The organism is Chryseobacterium daecheongense (genome assembly GCF_003729955.1).
GTDB classification, from domain to species: Bacteria; Bacteroidota; Bacteroidia; order Flavobacteriales; family Weeksellaceae; genus Chryseobacterium; species Chryseobacterium daecheongense.
The window spans coordinates 574985-591862 of record NZ_RJTX01000004.1 but is presented as its reverse complement, the minus strand read 5'-3'; the positions used below and the strand labels follow the sequence as shown (position 1 = coordinate 591862).

General features: G+C 36.8%; 20 protein-coding genes. 8 read left to right on the top strand and 12 right to left on the bottom strand.

Annotated features, from left to right (window positions below; genetic code table 11):
• Window positions 1–72 precede the first annotated feature (72 nt).
• The 3 genes from EGI05_RS15995 to EGI05_RS15985 all read left to right on the top strand — a co-directional run bounded on the left by EGI05_RS15995 (window position 73) and on the right by EGI05_RS15985 (window position 2145).
• Complete coding sequence (locus EGI05_RS15995; RefSeq protein WP_123264028.1) at window positions 73–777, top strand: MotA/TolQ/ExbB proton channel family protein; 705 nt, start codon at window positions 73–75, stop codon at window positions 775–777.
• 63 nt (window positions 778–840) lie between these two features.
• Window positions 841–1239, top strand: coding sequence for an ExbD/TolR family protein (locus EGI05_RS15990; protein WP_123264027.1), 399 nt, complete (start codon window positions 841–843; stop codon window positions 1237–1239).
• 24 nt (window positions 1240–1263) lie between these two features.
• A complete protein-coding gene (locus EGI05_RS15985; protein ID WP_123264026.1) occupies window positions 1264–2145 on the top strand; it encodes a ferric siderophore ABC transporter substrate-binding protein in 882 nt (293 codons plus the stop codon).
• 15 nt (window positions 2146–2160) lie between these two features.
• Here the strand turns inward: EGI05_RS15985 and EGI05_RS15980 are convergent, their stop codons facing one another.
• The 10 genes from EGI05_RS15980 to EGI05_RS15935 form a co-directional block, all read right to left on the bottom strand.
• A complete protein-coding gene (locus EGI05_RS15980) occupies window positions 2161–2553 on the bottom strand; it encodes a hypothetical protein (protein ID WP_123264025.1) in 393 nt (130 codons plus the stop codon).
• Window positions 2540–2842, bottom strand: a complete 303-nt coding sequence (locus tag EGI05_RS15975; RefSeq protein ID WP_123264024.1) for a hypothetical protein — start codon at window positions 2840–2842, stop codon at window positions 2540–2542. Before EGI05_RS15975 ends, EGI05_RS15980 begins: the two co-directional genes overlap by 14 nt.
• A 3-nt stretch (window positions 2843–2845) precedes the next feature.
• Window positions 2846–4249: a nucleoside recognition domain-containing protein gene (locus EGI05_RS15970; RefSeq protein WP_123264023.1), complete on the bottom strand. Its 1404-nt coding sequence runs from the start codon at window positions 4247–4249 to the stop codon at window positions 2846–2848.
• A gap of 57 nt (window positions 4250–4306) precedes the next feature.
• Window positions 4307–4813: a DUF6973 domain-containing protein gene (locus EGI05_RS15965; protein ID WP_123264022.1), complete on the bottom strand. Its 507-nt coding sequence runs from the start codon at window positions 4811–4813 to the stop codon at window positions 4307–4309.
• A 54-nt stretch (window positions 4814–4867) separates the two neighbouring features.
• Entirely contained in the window at window positions 4868–5722 is an 855-nt protein-coding gene (gene accD, locus EGI05_RS15960) for an acetyl-CoA carboxylase, carboxyltransferase subunit beta (protein ID WP_123264021.1), read from the bottom strand.
• A 90-nt stretch (window positions 5723–5812) separates the two neighbouring features.
• Entirely contained in the window at window positions 5813–6883 is a 1071-nt protein-coding gene (gene fbaA / locus EGI05_RS15955; protein ID WP_123264020.1) for a class II fructose-bisphosphate aldolase, read from the bottom strand.
• A 71-nt stretch (window positions 6884–6954) separates the two neighbouring features.
• Window positions 6955–7821: an NAD kinase gene (locus tag EGI05_RS15950; protein ID WP_123264019.1), complete on the bottom strand. Its 867-nt coding sequence runs from the start codon at window positions 7819–7821 to the stop codon at window positions 6955–6957.
• A gap of 2 nt (window positions 7822–7823) precedes the next feature.
• Window positions 7824–8474: a CBS domain-containing protein gene (locus tag EGI05_RS15945; RefSeq protein ID WP_123264018.1), complete on the bottom strand. Its 651-nt coding sequence runs from the start codon at window positions 8472–8474 to the stop codon at window positions 7824–7826.
• A 188-nt stretch (window positions 8475–8662) separates the two neighbouring features.
• Window positions 8663–9193, bottom strand: coding sequence for an RNA methyltransferase (locus EGI05_RS15940; protein ID WP_123264017.1), 531 nt, complete (start codon window positions 9191–9193; stop codon window positions 8663–8665).
• A gap of 4 nt (window positions 9194–9197) precedes the next feature.
• The gene (locus EGI05_RS15935; RefSeq protein ID WP_123264391.1) at window positions 9198–9818 is read right to left on the bottom strand and encodes a toxin-antitoxin system YwqK family antitoxin; all 621 of its coding nucleotides are present in this window, start codon (window positions 9816–9818) and stop codon (window positions 9198–9200) included.
• Window positions 9819–9873: 55 nt separating this feature from the next.
• Between EGI05_RS15935 and EGI05_RS15930 the strand changes: the two genes are divergently transcribed.
• Window positions 9874–10470: a hypothetical protein gene (locus tag EGI05_RS15930; protein ID WP_123264016.1), complete on the top strand. Its 597-nt coding sequence runs from the start codon at window positions 9874–9876 to the stop codon at window positions 10468–10470.
• On the opposite strand, the gene EGI05_RS15925 is transcribed toward EGI05_RS15930, so the two are convergent.
• Window positions 10467–11357: a bestrophin family protein gene (locus tag EGI05_RS15925; RefSeq protein WP_123264015.1), complete on the bottom strand. Its 891-nt coding sequence runs from the start codon at window positions 11355–11357 to the stop codon at window positions 10467–10469. The genes EGI05_RS15930 and EGI05_RS15925 overlap by 4 nt on opposite strands.
• A gap of 81 nt (window positions 11358–11438) precedes the next feature.
• On the opposite strand from EGI05_RS15925, the gene EGI05_RS15920 reads away from it, so the two are divergent.
• Together EGI05_RS15920 and mutS are read left to right on the top strand one after the other, a co-directional pair.
• On the top strand, window positions 11439–12317 hold the full coding sequence (locus EGI05_RS15920) for a cupin-like domain-containing protein (protein ID WP_123264014.1): 879 nt from the start codon (window positions 11439–11441) through the stop codon (window positions 12315–12317).
• Between the two features lie 186 nt (window positions 12318–12503).
• Window positions 12504–15095: a DNA mismatch repair protein MutS gene (mutS, locus tag EGI05_RS15915; protein ID WP_123264013.1), complete on the top strand. Its 2592-nt coding sequence runs from the start codon at window positions 12504–12506 to the stop codon at window positions 15093–15095.
• Window positions 15096–15130: 35 nt separating this feature from the next.
• Here mutS and EGI05_RS15910 read toward each other — a convergent pair whose 3' ends face one another.
• Complete coding sequence (locus EGI05_RS15910) at window positions 15131–15553, bottom strand: energy transducer TonB (RefSeq protein WP_123264012.1); 423 nt, start codon at window positions 15551–15553, stop codon at window positions 15131–15133.
• 115 nt (window positions 15554–15668) lie between these two features.
• Between EGI05_RS15910 and EGI05_RS15905 the strand changes: the two genes are divergently transcribed.
• Window positions 15669–16157: a TlpA family protein disulfide reductase gene (locus EGI05_RS15905; protein WP_123264011.1), complete on the top strand. Its 489-nt coding sequence runs from the start codon at window positions 15669–15671 to the stop codon at window positions 16155–16157.
• A 10-nt stretch (window positions 16158–16167) separates the two neighbouring features.
• Entirely contained in the window at window positions 16168–16824 is a 657-nt protein-coding gene (locus tag EGI05_RS15900) for a thioredoxin family protein (RefSeq protein WP_123264010.1), read from the top strand.
• The last annotated feature ends 54 nt before the right edge of the window (window positions 16825–16878 follow it).

Sequence of the window (16878 nt, the reverse complement as noted above, 5' to 3'; positions counted from 1 at the left end):
AGCAATTTTTAAGAGATCAATTAATAATATTCCTTTATTTTTGTCGTTTAAACCATAAAAAAATACACTTTAATGCTGTTAACGGAACTTACTCAGATTTTATTTGCACAAATTACTGCACCTGTAGCGGCTACAGACGATTTAGAATTCTCATTTTGGAAAATCATGTTTCATGGTGGAGCTTTCGCCAAAATAGTAATGGTAACGGTGTTACTGTTGGGTGTATTTTCTGTATATCTGTTCTTTGAAAGGTTTTTCTTTATCAAAAGGCTGACTTCCAAAACAGATTCCAATTTTATGGATAATATCGAAGACTTCATCAAAGAAGGGAGAATTGAATCAGCAGCAGATTACTGCAAAAGACAGAACTCTCCTGAAGGAAGGATTTTAGAAAAAGGAATTTCCAGGTTAGGAAGACCAGTTTCTGATATTGTAAGTGCCATGGAAGCTCAGGCACAAGTGGAAGTAGCCAATATGGAGAAAAATCTTAATCTTTTGGCGGTAGTGCCAAGTATTGCTCCGATGTTAGGACTTTTAGGAACGGTAATCGGGATGATTATTGCATTCTTTAACCTATCTCATGCAACAGGCTCATTCTCTCCTAAAACACTTTCCGAAGGTATTTATACCGCGTTGGGACAAACTGCAGTAGGTCTTGCGGTAGCTATCCCTGCGAACTTTTTCTATAACCTGCTTTTAACGAGGATAGATAAGTTTGTATTGAGAGCTCAGAATATGTCCGGAGAATTTTTAGATCTTATCAACAAACCTTTATAATTCTTGTTTTATGAAACCGAAAGGTTACATCTGACGAATTAAAAAACAACAGAAAGTAAACAGATGAAAATTCAAAGAAGAAATAAAGCAAACCCGGAATTCAGTTTAGCTGCGATGACAGATGTTATCTTGCTAATGCTGATCTTCTTTATGGTAACTTCATCCGCTGCTAATCAGAGTGCGATTGATGTTAAATTACCAAAAACCGGAGCCGTTGATGATAATATCCCAAATCCCCTTACGGTAAGTATCAAACCGGATGGGACGTATTATGTGGATGATCAGCCGGTCGAGAGACAACAGCTGGAGACAACAATCTCCAATAAATTAGCAAATCAGACGAATAAATCTTTTACCATAAGAGCCGATGAAAATACCATGCATAAAGACGTTGTTTTTGTGATGGAAATTGCGGAAAAGTATAAGTTTAATATCGCTATTGCAACCGTAAAAGATAAATAAACCTGTATCACAGGAGGTAATACAATGAAAAATTATATCATAAGCAAAAATGAAGAAAACAGAGATAGGATAAAAAGCGGTGTGCTTTCTATTCTCATCTGGTCTGCGATTTTGCTTTTTGTTTTTCTATATAAGCTAAAGCCTGAACTGGAACAGGAGCCCGAAATTGTGACAACGATGTTGGTTAATTTCGGAGACAACAGAAACGGGAATGGAGTTGAAGAACCCGCAGAACAGGAAGGAAGCCTTGCTGCAACCGCTGAAGAGATTACTCCAGAGCCTGTAGAAGCCGCTGTTCCTGAAACCAAAACGGTAATAAAACCGGATCCACAACCTGAAACTAAAAAAACAGAGGCTAAAGAAAAAATTATTACCGGAAATAATTCAAAGGTTGCTGTTCCTAAAAAAGAAGAATCTAAATCTACAAAGAATACTACATCCGGAAGTACGGCCTCTAAAAATACGAAGAAAGCATCTGCCACAACCGCCAATTCCAAGACAGGAAGTGGAGATGGTAAAGGAACTGCTGCCATAGGAAATTTAATAAAAGGAAGAGGGACAAAAGCAGGAAGCCAGGGAACAGGTACCGGAATTGGAAATGCCGGAGATCCTTTAGGTGGTGACGGAAATGGAGATAGTAAAGTGGGAATAGATAGAAAACTGGTTGGTTATATTCCCGGAACAATGGGAAGAGGAGGAGCACAACCTTCACATAACTGTACAGCAAGTGGTTCTATTACCATTGCTTATACCGTAGACAAAGTAGGAAATGTAGTTTCCGCAAGAAGATCTGGTGGAATTTCAGACCCTTGTGTCGCTTCCACTTCAGTAGCATGGGTTAAGAAATATGTGAAGGCTGAAAAGGCGAATGTTTCTTCTACCGGAACGTATAAAATTACTTTCTAAAAATACAAAAGCACTTTATTCAAGTGCTTTTTTTATTTCGTTGATTCTGTTGATAACCGGAAGAGCAAAGATTCCGCTTGTCTGAAGATACCTTTCGTAGAATGTTTTTGCCTTATCCAGAAAGTCCGTATTATTGGATTCTCTTCCTTTAAAATAAAAAAGGTTTCCAAGCATTTCGTAATAATCTTTGTAATCCCTTTCCTGTCTCTCATTGACCATTTCAATCAGTTCTTCTTTTGTTTTAGAGGAGACATCTGAGAAGTTCATCTTGAAAATATCTTTCATCAAAGAATCAAAGTCTAGTTCTTTTTGCATTAAACTTTCGTCAGGTTTATCTAATATCAGTTTTTCTAAGGCTTGGGTTAACTGACGGATGAGTCTTAGGGTGAAGTCTTTATCTTGGATCATGTTTTTTTTCTTTTTTGTTTAATTCATCAATTTCGGGAGTTGCAGCTGTGCGGGAAACAAAATGGATTGTTCCTTCTTTACTTTTATAAATTTTTGAGGCGAGTTTTATCCCCAGAATAATTCCTAAAATGGTAATAACAACTGCAATAATCAATGTTATGGTATTAGGATTAGTGAAATATATGATTGCAGCAATTATTACCGCAATTAAAAAAGGGGATAAGAAAATCTGGAAACCACCAATCACCTCAGTGGATTTTTCAAATATATTTTGATCTTCTTCTTTCATCACTTACGCAAAAAACAGATAAGCTAAAGCAATCGAAGTAATAATTCCCACTAAATCGGCCAAAAGCATAGCAATTACCGTGTATCTCGTATTTTTGACAGCTACGGCCCCAAAGTAAACCGCAATCACGTAAAACGTCGTATCTGAGCTTCCCTGAAGTACCGCAGCCAATTTTCCTTGGAAACTATCTGCTCCGAAAGTTGACATCGTATCTACCATCATTCCTCTTGCTCCGGAACCGGATAAAGGTTTGATTAAGGCCGTTGGAAGCCCGTCTACAAATCGGGTGTCTAAATTCGCAATATGGGCCACCCATTTCATTCCGTCAATGATCACGTCAAATACGCCTGATGTTCTTAAAAGAGAAATGGCAATCAGCATTCCAACCAGGTAAGGAATAATTTTGACGCAGGTCGTGAAGCCTTCTTTTGCGCCATCAATAAAAGCGTCAAAAACATTAATCTTTTTATAGACCGCTCCCAGAACTATAGCTAAGAATATGAAAAGGATAAGCCCGTTACTTAAAATTTTACTGAAAGTATCCAACTCATCTTTGCTGAGCTGCACCAAATACCAAACAAGAAGTCCGATAATCATGGAAATTCCTCCTACATATCCAATAACAACAGGACGAAGCAAATTAATCTTCTGATACAGAGAAACAATAATCATTGCTGCTAAAGTAGCCGTAAATGTGGCAATCATACAGGGAAGGAAAATATCTGTCGGGGTTTTGGATCCCATTGAAGCTCTTATGGCAATAATAGAAACCGGAATCAAAGTCATTCCTCCCGCATGAAGGCAAAGGAACATGATCTGTGAATTGCTTGCGGTATCTTTATTGGGGTTCAAAGTCTGTAAACTTTCCATCGCTTTCAGACCGAAAGGAGTTGCTGCGTTATCCAGTCCTAAAAGATTGGCGCTGAAATTCATCAGCATATGCCCGAAAGCAGGATGGTTTTTAGGAATTTCAGGGAAAAGCTTTGAAAAGAAAGGCTGAATAAAACGGCTCAGAAGATTAATCCCGCCGGCTTTTTCAGCAATACTCATAAAGCCCATGAATAAGGTCATAATTCCAATCAAACCAATACAGATCTTCACTGCAGTTTCAGACGTTCCGATCACTCCATCAGCTTCCTGAACTCTGTAGACTTTTACATCTTGTTGCAAAGAATCTGTTTTATAATGAATTCTATTGTCTGCAAAATCCGGGTTTTTCATCAGGCTGTCTCTAACAACGGGAGAGAGCGTATTCATCTTCTGAGTGGCAATCTGCACCGTATCACCTCCTTTTCCAACCACCATATCATTGAAAATGGTCTTGTAATTACCTGAAGAAATATATTTTATACTTGCAATAGCAATGGCTATGATAATAAAAGCCGACCAAATTCTGCTGAGAACCATTTGTTTTGAATTAAATTTTTAGAAAAGATAATAAAATTAATGTTATGAAAACTACTTCTACCGAAGATATACAAGATCCCCCTCAAAATTATCATCCAGGCTTTTTAAGATTTTTGCATTTTCTGTTTTTTTTAGCAAAGCATCAATAAAAAATCCTTTCTCAAAAAACTGGCGGTGTATTCCTGGTAAAAGCTCCACGAAGTAATCCATGCCTATTTTGTTATTATGAAGATCCATTTTGGTTTCCAATGGTTCATTGGGAAAGAGTTCCTCGTGCATATCTGTTATTCTTTTGCAGAAATTCAGAGCTTTTTGAGGGGAAGATACCTTGCAGCAATACATCATGATAAAACAGCACCAAAGTGCATGTCTGAAAGCGTTACCTACTCCGTTATTGGAAGCGCTGTCCGGAAATCTTTTCTGAGCAATGGAAAATGCTTGTACGGTGGCATGAAAGCTAAGCAAAGAAAAAAGAGGATGGGGAAGAACAAGGGATAACAACCGAAGAATTTTTTTGAAACTCAACGTACGTATGGTCCTGAAAAATATATTGAAAGTCCTCATAAATAAAAATCTCTCCCTAATTAGAGAGAGATTATATTGTTTTTGTTACAAAATTTATGCGTTTACCGCTAATAAATTCACTGTTTTTGCTACAGTGTCTTTGATTTCAGTTCTTTTGACAATAAAATCAACGAATCCTTTTTCCTGTAGGAATTCTGAGGTCTGGAATCCTTCCGGTAAATCTCTACCGATAGTTTCACGGATAACCCTTGGTCCTGCAAAACCGATCAGTGCTCCTGGTTCAGCCATAATAATGTCCGCTGTCATAGCGAAAGAAGCGGTAATTCCTCCAAATGTAGGGTCGCAAAGGTAAGCGATATATAAAAGTCCTGCTTCTGAAAGCTGAGCTAATTTTGCCTGTACTTTTGCCAACTGCATTAGAGAGTAAGTTGCTTCCTGCATTCTTGCTCCACCAGACTGGCAGATGATCATATAAGGAAGTTTATTGGCGATGCAATAATCTACTGCTCTTCTGATCTTTTCTCCCATTACAGAACCTAAAGATCCACCAATAAAGGCAAAATCCATACAGGAAACTACCATTTTGGTTCCATTTACGGTTCCTACAGCATTTCTGATAGAGTCTGTAAGTTTAGTTTTGGCTTTTACTTCTTTTAGACGGTCAACATAAGGTTTAGTGTCTTTAAAGTTCAGGATATCAATACTTTCAACATTAGCATCCAGTTCAGTGAATTTACCTTCGTCAAAAAGGATGTCAAAAAATTCTGCACTTCCTATTCTTACATGAAATCCGTCTTCCGGAGAAACATAATTATTTCTCTTCAATTCTTCATGTTCCACGATCTTTCCTGATGGTGTCTGATGCCAAAGTCCTTTGGGAACATCCTTTTTTTCATCAGTAGAGGTGGTAATGTTTTTTGCTTTTCTTTTAAACCAGTCGAATGCCATTTTTTGCTTGTATTAATGTATAAATGTAAAATGTATTCATGTAAAGTATTTTATGATGTGATACTTTTACGTGAATACATTGTACAATTCTTATTTTAAAGTGTTTACGTTATTTAAGTCTTCAAACGCTTTAACCAATCTTGTAGAGAATGTTTCTTCTCCTTTTCTGATCCAAACTCTTGGATCGTAGAATTTCTTGTTTGGTTTCTCTTCTCCTTCAGGATTTCCGATCTGAGATCTCAAGTATTCGATATTGTTTACCATATAATCTCTGATTCCTTCCGTATAAGCAAATTGAAGGTCTGTATCAATATTCATTTTGATGACTCCATAATCAATTGCTTCTCTGATCTCTTCTAACGTAGATCCTGAACCTCCGTGGAATACGAAATTAATCGGCTTCGCAGCAGTTCCGAATTTTTCCTGAACATATTTCTGAGAATTGTCAAGGATTTTTGGAGTAAGAACCACGTTTCCAGGCTTATATACTCCGTGAACATTACCAAAAGCAGCCGCAATCGTAAAGTTATCAGAAACAGCTTTTAATTTTTCGTAGGTATATGCTACATCTTCCGGCTGAGTATATAATTTGGAATTGTCTACATCGGAATTGTCAACACCATCTTCTTCACCTCCTGTAACTCCGATTTCTACCTCTAAAGTCATCTGCATTTTAGCCATTCTTTCGAAATATTTTGCCGAAATTTCAAGGTTTTCTTCTAAAGGTTCTTCAGAAAGATCCAACATGTGAGAAGAATAAAGGGATTTTCCTGTCTGCTTGAAGAAATCTTCGTTAGCATCCATTAATCCGTCGATCCAAGGCAATAATTTCTTTGCACAGTGGTCTGTATGTAAAATAACAGTAGCTCCGTAAGCTTCAGCTAGCGTATGAATATGTTTTGCTCCGGCAATTGCTCCTAAAACAGCAGCTTTTTGTCCGTCATTGCTTAATCCTTTTCCTGCATTGAAAGCAGCTCCTCCGTTCGAAAACTGGATGATAACAGGAGAATTTAATTTTGCGGCAGTTTCCAATGTCGCATTTATATTGCTTGATCCTACAACATTTACTGCAGGTAAAGCGAATTTGTTTTCTTTAGCGTACTGGAAAATATCTGTAACTAACTGACCTGTGGCAACTCCTGCCGGGAAAATTCTGCTCATGTTTTACTTTTTATATGTAATTATTAGATGATTTAAAAATTCGTGTAAAGGTAAGAAATTTTGTGTAATTACTAATTTCTTTTGTCTCGTCCCCAAAGTAGCTTCTGACGAATCGTTTCGTAAAAACTTAAACTGTTCGGCTGAACCAGAAGAATCTGAAAATCTGCCTTTTTGATAATGATTTCTTTATCGGTTTCGATATGGATAAGCCTTGAGTCCAAAGACAAAGAATATTGAGGAACCCTGCTTTCCACTCTGAATTTAATTTCTACTGTATCATTCACAATCAGAGGTCTTACATTCAAATTGTGAGGGGCAATAGGTGTAATGACGAAGTTTTCGTTGTTGGGCGAAATAATCGGACCTCCACAGCTTAAAGAATAAGCGGTAGAACCTGTTGGTGTAGAGATAATCACACCGTCACCCCAAAACACATTCAGAAATTCGTCATTAATATAAGAATCCACGGTAATCATGGATGTTGTTTCTTTTCGGGAAACGGTAACGTCGTTCAATGCATACGGGAAAAAATCTTCCGATCTTGGAGAAACCACTTCAATCACAGAACGGCGGCTTGTTTTTACGTCACCTTTCAAAATAGCATCAAGCTCTTTAAAAACTTCTTCTTTGGTAAAGCTGGCTAAAAATCCTAATCTTCCGGTGTTTACCCCTACAATAGGAATTTCAAGATCTTCAATGAATGTAATGGAATTCACAATGGTTCCATCTCCCCCAAACGTAAAAAAAAGATCTACTTCCTTATCGATCAGATCTTGTTTATTATTGAACGTTTCAAAAATTTTGGAAAACTGAAGCGCTTCAGCCATTTCATCATATAAAACAGATTTTACGCCTCTGCTTTCAAGCTCTGAAACAAATTTGCTTAGATACAGAAACGTATCAAGATCTTTCTTCTGAGAATATATGGCTGCCTTCATTGTTATATTTCTATGAATTTTTGGAGAAATCCGTACCGGTCTTTGAACAGGTCAGTTTTCTCATCAGAATAGTATTTTTCAACAATTCTATAATCATATCGGTCAAAAGTTGCATCAATGGAACCCAGGTTTTCATTGCTGATTTTGATGGTCACCTGAATAACCTCCTCAGACATAAAGCTAATGAACCCTCCATAAAATTTGGAATTATTGCTTTCCACAATATTGGCGATCTCCGTCATGGAATATTTTCTTGCAGGTGTTTCAACAGTAAGAATAGCTCCCGATTCTGAAAACAGCGGGTAACGGGAAAAATCCTGGAAAATATCATCACAGCTGATGTATCCCAGATATTTTTCGTTTTTATTGATTACCGGGATCACATTGGAATTGAATGTATAAAACAAACGGATGCTGTCCATGATATTATTGTCCTCAAGAATGGCGAATCGTTCGATCTGATGTTCAAGGTCCTTAAGCGTCCCTTCCTCTTCGTATAAAAAGTCTTTGGCAATAGCTCCGTAAAAATGGTGGGATTTCTTGATGAAAATATGGGTATATCCAAAGTCTTCTAAAGTATTTCTTGCTGATTCTATCGAATCAGTCAGGCTGAAACACGGGAAATCTTTTGAGATATAATCCTTGATAAACATTGTGCTAATTTATAAAAAATTAAACGAAACTTTTTCTGAAAATGAAACTTTTTTAAAGGTAGTGCAAAAAAAATAAATTTAAAATTTGTTTGTAATGAAAAAAAAGTTACCTTTGTAGCCTTTCATTTTTACTTTTTATTAGATTTATTTCAAACTGCACTGTCTATCAAATGACATATGCAGTTTTTTTATTTTAATGCCTTGGCAAATTCCCACATTACGATTCCTCCACATACACTTACATTTAATGAATGCTTTGTTCCTAATTGAGGAATCTCAAGAAATGTATCAATATTAGGTAACGCTTCATCACTGATTCCGTCTACTTCATTTCCTAATATGACAGCATATTTCTTTGTTTTGTCAATTGTAAAATCTGTAATCAGCTGGCTTCCTGAGGTTTGTTCAATGCCAATGATTTCAAAACCTTGAGCTTTCAGATCATTAATGGCTGTATTGATGTCGTTTTCATAAATCCAGTCCACACTTTCCGTAGCACCAAGAGCCGCTTTATGGATTTCACGGTGAGGAGGTTGTGGAGTGATCCCGCAAAGAATTATTTTTTCAATCAGAAAAGCATCACCTGTTCTGAATGCCGCACCGACATTATGCATGCTTCTAATGTTATCTAAAACAACAATTAATGGGATTTTTTCCGTCTTCTTAAATGTTTCTACATCTATTCTGTTGAGTTCCTCCAGTTTTAATTTGTGTACCAATGTATTATTTTGTTGAGATTAATTTTCCGTCTTTATAAACTTCCGTTTTTTCTACGCTTCCGTCTTCACGATAATGAATTCGGTTTCCGTTCCATTTATCATTTACGAATTCTGTTTCGCGTTGGATTTTTCCTGATGGATATAATGTTTTCCATTTTCCTATTGCGGCACCGCCTTCATAATAACCGATCTGCTTCACAGACTTTCCGTCTTCATGAAACAATTTGCTTTCCCCATGTAATTTTCCGAATTTATAGTTGGAAATTTCGGTCACTACACCGGTAGAAGAAAAAAAAGTAGCCGTAGAGCTGTTGTCATAAATGTTCTTTTCACCATTTCTGAATGTTTCTTTAGCGGTTAGTTTGCCATCTTTATCAAAATAAGACCATTCTTTTACCTTATAGCCTTTTTTATATTCACCTTGCGCCTGAATTTTTCCGTTTTCAAAATAAAAAACAGCATCTCCCTCTAATTTTCCTTTTTTCCATTCTGCTATTTCCTTTACCTGGCCATTCTTATAGAATTGTTTGCATGTTCCTTCCTGAAGCCCGTCCTTGTATCCGCAGGGCTTTTGGGCAGAAAAAAATGATGAAACGCAAAAAAGTAACGAAATAATGTATTTCATAGATATTTTTATTTCAAAAATAGCAAAATAGTTATATTTGGGTAAAAAATATGCTATGAAAAATGTACTCATTTTAATGACGTTGGTATCGACTTTTATTTTCTCAAAGGCCCAAAACACGTATTATCCACAGGCTTTTTTTGATAAAAAACAAGCTCAGGCAATGATAGGTTTCGGGAATTCAACCATTGAAGGAGTAGCTTCCACCAAACAAAAAAATAATTGGGGAATAAAACCTCTTTTAGGCCAAAAACATTATGCTCCGCAAGGAACCGTGGTGATGTTATTTCCTGTGACACCCTATTTTGAGGAATTCTATAAAATGAGACGAAAATATGAAAATAAGAATACCACCGTGTATATGTCTGAAGAAACCTTTAAGTACAGGATAGAAGCTTTAACGGATAACCGGGGAAGATTCAGATTTGAAAAGCTTAAGCCGGGAAAATATTACCTTGAAACCATTGTTAATTTTACTGCAACAGCAAGTTATCAGCAGCAGACAGGAACTACGGATACTTATATCAATAACAATTATCAGTATTCCACACCGATATATCAAACATTCTTTTATAACTATGCTTCGGCCAACAGGGAAAGCAAATTTGTAGAAATAAAGAGTGACGGAGAACTCGTAGAAATCAATCTTTAAGAGGTTGATTTTTTTATTCCCATAATTTGATGAACATTTTTCTCAATATTCTGAGCCAGTGTTTCCATCGGAATATCATTTTCATCATTATTGAAAGGGTCTTCAATTTCTTCTGCAATAAGCTCCAAGCTCATCAGAACATAATAAACAAAAACGGTCAGCGGAATCATAAAAAGCCCAATATTGATGACATAAGCTACCGGTAAAGCCAATACATAAATGACAATAAATTTCTTTACGAATGAAGAATAGGAGTAGGGAATAGGAGTGTTTTTTATTCTCTCACATCCGCCGCAAACATCTAAAAAACCCGAAAGCTGGGTGTCCAGATAGACCATTTCCACTTCAGAAATTTTTCCCTGCTTCTTTAATTGGTTCAGTTTGTGAGTCAAAAGAATGATGATTTCACTCGGGCCATGATTTTTCAGGGATTTTTCAATTTCAGAATAATCTTCATCCAAAGCCAACCGGGTAGAGTCCTTGGAAAGATGTTTCGCCAGAAAATGAGGAAAGAATTTTAAATATCGCGCAATTTGTTCTGCATTTTGCCTGTCATCTTCCAGGATTGCATTGATCTTAATGGCAAAGTTCCTCGTATCATTCACCAGTTTTCCCCAAAGTTTTCTGCCTTCCCACCATCTGTCATAAGCCGTATTGGTCCTGAAAACCAGCAATAAAGACAGAACAAAGCCCAGTAAAGAATGGATGAGACCCACATTGCTTACTTTTGACTTGGATGTCAAGTGGAGATATTCCAGTTCCAGGTAGGCAATGCCATAAGAATAGGCTCCCACCAAAATCATGGTAGGGAAAAGAATTTTTAGCGTATCGCTTTTGTGAAGGCTGAAAAGAATTTTCAGAAAATGTTTGGTATTATAGGCTTTCATAAATTAGCTTAATGGTACAAAGATAAATTTTTACAAATTTCAAAAAAAACAGTATTTTTATTCATCATAAATCTAAAACAGATGATCCTCGAGAACGTAGATGTTGTACATGATATCAGAAAAGAAGACTTTCAGAAAAATTACTTCAAAAAGCATAAGCCTCTTCTAATCAAGAATTTTGCAAGCCGTTGGGATGCTTATGACAAATGGAACCTGGCCTATATTCGTGAAAAGGCAGGTGACCAGGAAGTTCCTTTGTATGATAACAAGCCTGCTGATGCTTCCAAAAGCTCAGATGCTCCGGTAACACATATGAAAATGAAGGAGTATATAGATACGATCAAAAGTAAACCTTCGGATTTAAGGATCTTTTTTTACATCATTACAGACCGACTACCTGAATTGTTGAAAAACTTCGCCTATCCGGATCTGGGGATGAAATTCTTTAAAAGATTGCCTACTTTATTTTTTGGTGGAAGTGAAGCTCATGTTCTCATGCATTATGATGTGGATTTAGGTGATTTTCTCCATATCCATTTTGAAGGCAAGAAAAGGATTCTCCTATTTGATCAGAAACAATCTCCGTTTTTATATAAAGTACCGCTTTCGGTACACACTATTTACGACGTAGATTTTGAAAACCCGGATTATGAAAAATTCCCGGCCCTGCAATATGCAAAAGGATATGAGATCTTTATGGAACACGGGGATGCGCTTTTTATACCCGGTGCTTTCTGGCATTTCAACAGATATCTGGAGCCTGGGTTTTCCTTATCGCTTCGGGCATTGCCTAATAAGCCTAAAGTTTTTGCCAGCATGCTCTATCATGTTTTCATCATGCGGTATACAGATAAGCTGTTAAGAAAAATGTTCAAAGCAAAATGGGTAAATTACAAACAGAAATGGGCGTATGAAAAAAGCAGCAAGGCTTTAAAAAAATACGTTAAAAACAAGCAGTAAATTTTATAAAGACCAACAGAGACCACAAATTAGCGCAGATGTTTCGGTTTTATTTTTAATCTGAGTAAATCTGTGAAATCTGAGGTAATTATTTTTGTCTTCAAACGTTGAATTCACTATAAAGGGTTTTAGTCGTTTTGTTTTTTATTCTTACTTTTACCATCCTAAATTTCAAGAGACATTTACATGGCAAAGGTGAAAAAAGAAACCCCGTTAATGACACAATATAATACCATTAAGGCGAAATATCCTGATGCGCTGTTACTATTCCGTGTGGGAGATTTTTATGAAACTTTCGGGCAGGATGCCATTAAAACCTCGCAGATCCTTGGAATTGTCCTTACCAAAAGAGCCAACGGAGACAGCCATACTGAATTGGCGGGATTTCCTCATCATTCCATAGATTCTTATTTGCCCAAGCTGGTGAGAGCGGGAATGAGAGTTGCAATCTGTGATCAGCTGGAAGATCCGAAAATGGTGAAAGGAATTGTGAAAAGAGGAGTCACTGAATTGGTTACTCCCGGAGTTACTTTCAATGATCAGGTGCTGAATTCCAAAAAGAATAATTTCCTGCTTTCTATTCATAAAGAAAAAGAGAAGTTCGGAATTGCGTTGGTAGATATTTCAACCGGGGAATTCCTGGTAAGCGAAGGGAATTTGGATAAATTACTTCATATTGTCAATACTTTTGATCCCAGTGAGATCATTTACCAAAGAAGCGTACAGATCCCGGAACAGCTTAAAAATAAAAATGCTTTCAAATTGGAAGACTGGGCTTTTCAGTATAATTTTGCTTACGAAAAGCTTACCAGTCAATTCAAAACCAATTCTTTAAAAGGATTCGGGGTAGAAACATTACCACTTGCCATTACTGCAGCAGGAGCTATTTTCGCGTATTTAGTAGAAGATACCCATCACAACCTTCTTGCTCATATCACAAAAATCCAGATTATTCCACAGGAAGATTTTCTGATGATGGATAATTTCACGCTGAGAAATCTTGAAATCGTTTATTCAAGCAATCCACAGGGAAAATCGCTGCTGGATATTATTGATAAAACATCTACACCGATGGGAGGAAGGTTGCTGAGAAGAAGAATTATTCTTCCTTTAAAATCTGTGAATGAGATCAATAGAAGACTATCTTTGATTGATTTTTTCAACGAAAACGATAATCTGAAATACGAAATTTGTCAGCTACTAAAATCGATTTCCGATCTTGACCGTCTGATGGGAAAACTGGCGGCTGAAAAAATCTCCCCGAAAGAACTCGGATATCTTCGTCAGAGTCTGATCAATATTCACCAGATCAAAGCATTGCTTCATCCACATGCTGATGTTCTCGCTTGGCTGGAGCCATTATATGATCTGGATGCATTGATAAAGTTCCTGCAAAATAATCTTAATGAAGAACTTCCCGTAAGCCTTGCCAAAGGAAATATTATTAAAGAAGGAATTTCGGAAGAGCTGGACAGATTGAGGAATCTTCAGAGCAAAGGAAGAGGTTTCCTTGACGAAATGTGCCAAAGAGAAGTTGAAAGAACCGGAATTACCAGCCTTAAAATAGATTTCAATAACGTTTTCGGGTATTTTATTGAAGTTCGAAACACTCATAAAGATAAAGTTCCAAGTGAATGGGTGAGAAAGCAAACCCTTGTGAATGCAGAACGCTACATTACAGAAGAATTAAAAGAATATGAAAACCAGATTCTTGGAGCTGAAGAAAAAATAGGAGTGCTGGAAAATGAACTGTACAGAAATGTATGTTCGGAAACTATGGTGTATATAGATCAGATCCAGGAAAATTCAAATATCATTGCACAACTGGATGTAGCTGTCGGATTATCTGAGCTGGCTGTTTCTGAGAGCTATACGAAGCCGGTTTTAAATGAAGGCTATGCCATTGATCTAAAAGAAGCAAGGCATCCGATCATCGAAAACGCTCTTCCTTTAGGAGAAAAATACATCCCGAATGATATCTTTTTGGATAAAGATACCCAACAGATCATCATGGTTACAGGACCGAACATGGCCGGTAAATCAGCTATCCTTCGTCAGACAGCCATTGTTTGCCTTTTGGCACAGATCGGAAGCTTTGTCCCTGCCAAACATGCGGAAATAGGAACTTTGGATAAAATCTTTACAAGGGTTGGAGCTACAGACAATATTTCAGCAGGAGAATCCACTTTCATGGTGGAAATGAATGAGGCGGCCAATATTCTGAATAATATTTCAGACCGAAGTCTTATCTTGTTAGATGAAATTGGGCGTGGAACTTCCACTTATGATGGGGTTTCCATTGCGTGGGCAATCGCAGAATACCTTCATCAACACCCAACACAGGCCAAAACGTTATTTGCGACTCACTACCATGAGCTGAACGAGATGACGGTGAATTTTGAAAGAATAAAAAACTTCCATGTTTCCATTCAGGAGAATAAAGGGAATATTATTTTCTTAAGAAAGCTGATTCCGGGTGGAAGCGAGCATAGTTTCGGGATTCATGTTGCGAAATTGGCCGGAATGCCTGTAAAGGTAGTGAACAGAGCCAACGAAATCCTGAAAACACTGGAAGACAGCCGTTCCCAAGGAGGAAGTTCATCTTCAGATACAATAAAGAGAGTGACGGAGGAAAATATGCAGCTTTCTTTCTTCCAGCTGGATGATCCTGTTCTGGAAAACATTCGCGAAGAGCTAACGAAAATAGATATTAATACTTTGACTCCTATTGAAGCTCTAATGAAGCTTAATTCAATAAAAAAAATGATTGGAGGATAATTCTGGACGTTTTTATTTATCAAAAAAAACTTTTATTAATCAAATCGTAAAGTAAGGGGAACTTTATAACGGCTCCGTACTTTGTAACCATTAATTTCGCCAGGGATCCATTTATATTTTATTTTTGAAAGGGCTCTTATTGCTTCTTCATTAAAACTTTCATTGCTGCCTTTTGCTTGTATACCTGTCATAGAGCCGTCCCGCTCAACTACAAAGATGAGCTCACAGGTTTCTACTCCTTGCCCTTTTACTTTTCTTTCTCTGAAGTTTTTGGCAATCAGTTGTTGAAAGTTGTTGATTCCTTTGGGGAATTCTGCAGCTTTTTCTACTATGGTAAAAATTTCAGCTTTTTGTTTTGTGATATTTAATTCAGGTAATTCTGAGGTCCCCAAAGGCATTTCCTGCGCAAAAACATTAATAGACAATACTATACCGAAGATGAGAAAAATTCTTTTCATAGAGAGCTTTATGCAAAAATAGCCATTCTAAAAGGAATTGGAGGGCAAATTACTATTAACAAAGTTTAACAGATTGAAAATCAAAATGAAATAAAGCTTTTTATTAATTTTGAGTATGAAGATTCTGATTTACATAACATTGCTGTTCTTGAGCTTTACAGGATTAAAAGCCCAACAGTCTACCGTACCTTCCATGAAATATGAAGAATTGGAGAAACGTATTCAACAGGAAGGAGACAAGTTTCTTGTGGTCAATTTTTGGTCTACTACCTGTGCTCCCTGTGTGAAAGAGCTTCCACACTTTATGGAAGTGAACAGTCATTATAAGGGGAATCCGAAATTTAAAATGCTTTTAATTTCCCTGGACAGATTGGTGGATAAAGAAAGAGTGGTAAAATTCATTAAAAATAAAAATCTTACTGCCGAAGTGATTTTGCTGGATGATATTAAAAGAATGAATACCTGGATCCCGAAGTTTGAAAAAGATTGGGACGGCAATATTCCGGTGACTCTTTTTTATAAGAATGGAGAGAAAGTTCATTTCAATGATGGGGAAATGAGCAAAGAGGAACTGGAAACAACAATTACGAAATATTTACCCTAAACCATAGAATATGAAAAATTTTAAAATTGTACTAACGGCTTTTATCGTAGTGCTTGGATCATTGAGCTTTACTACGATAAACCAAGATAAAGAAAATGTTCAAAAACAGACGAATTCTGCTGTAAAAGGATATGAAATAGGAGATGAAGCAACAGACTTTAAACTGAAAAACGTGGATGGGAAAATGGTTTCCCTGAGTGATTTTAAAAGTGCAAAAGGGTTCATCGTTATCTTTACCTGCAACCACTGTCCGTATGCCAAAAAATACGAAGACAGAATTATTGAGCTTGATAAAAAATATAAAAGCCAGGGATATCCTGTCATTGCCATCAATCCTAATGATCCGGGAGTTCAGCCGGAGGACAGCTATGAAAAAATGATTGAAAGAGCCAGACAGAAAGGTTTTACGTTTCCATATTTAATGGATGAAGGGCAAAAAATCTATCCACAATATGGAACCACTAAAACGCCACATGTTTTTCTTTTGCAAAAGGAGAATAGCAAAAACATCGTGAAGTATATTGGAGCTATTGACAATAATTACGAAAATCCCAATGATGTTTCAGAATACTATGTTCAGGATGCCGTGAATGCCCTAATTAAAGGGGAGCCGGTGAAAACTACAAAAACCGTTGCCATAGGATGTACGGTTAAAGCAAAGAAATAATATATTAGCCATAAGATCGGTATTCTTCCAGATGCCGATTTTTTTATATCCTAT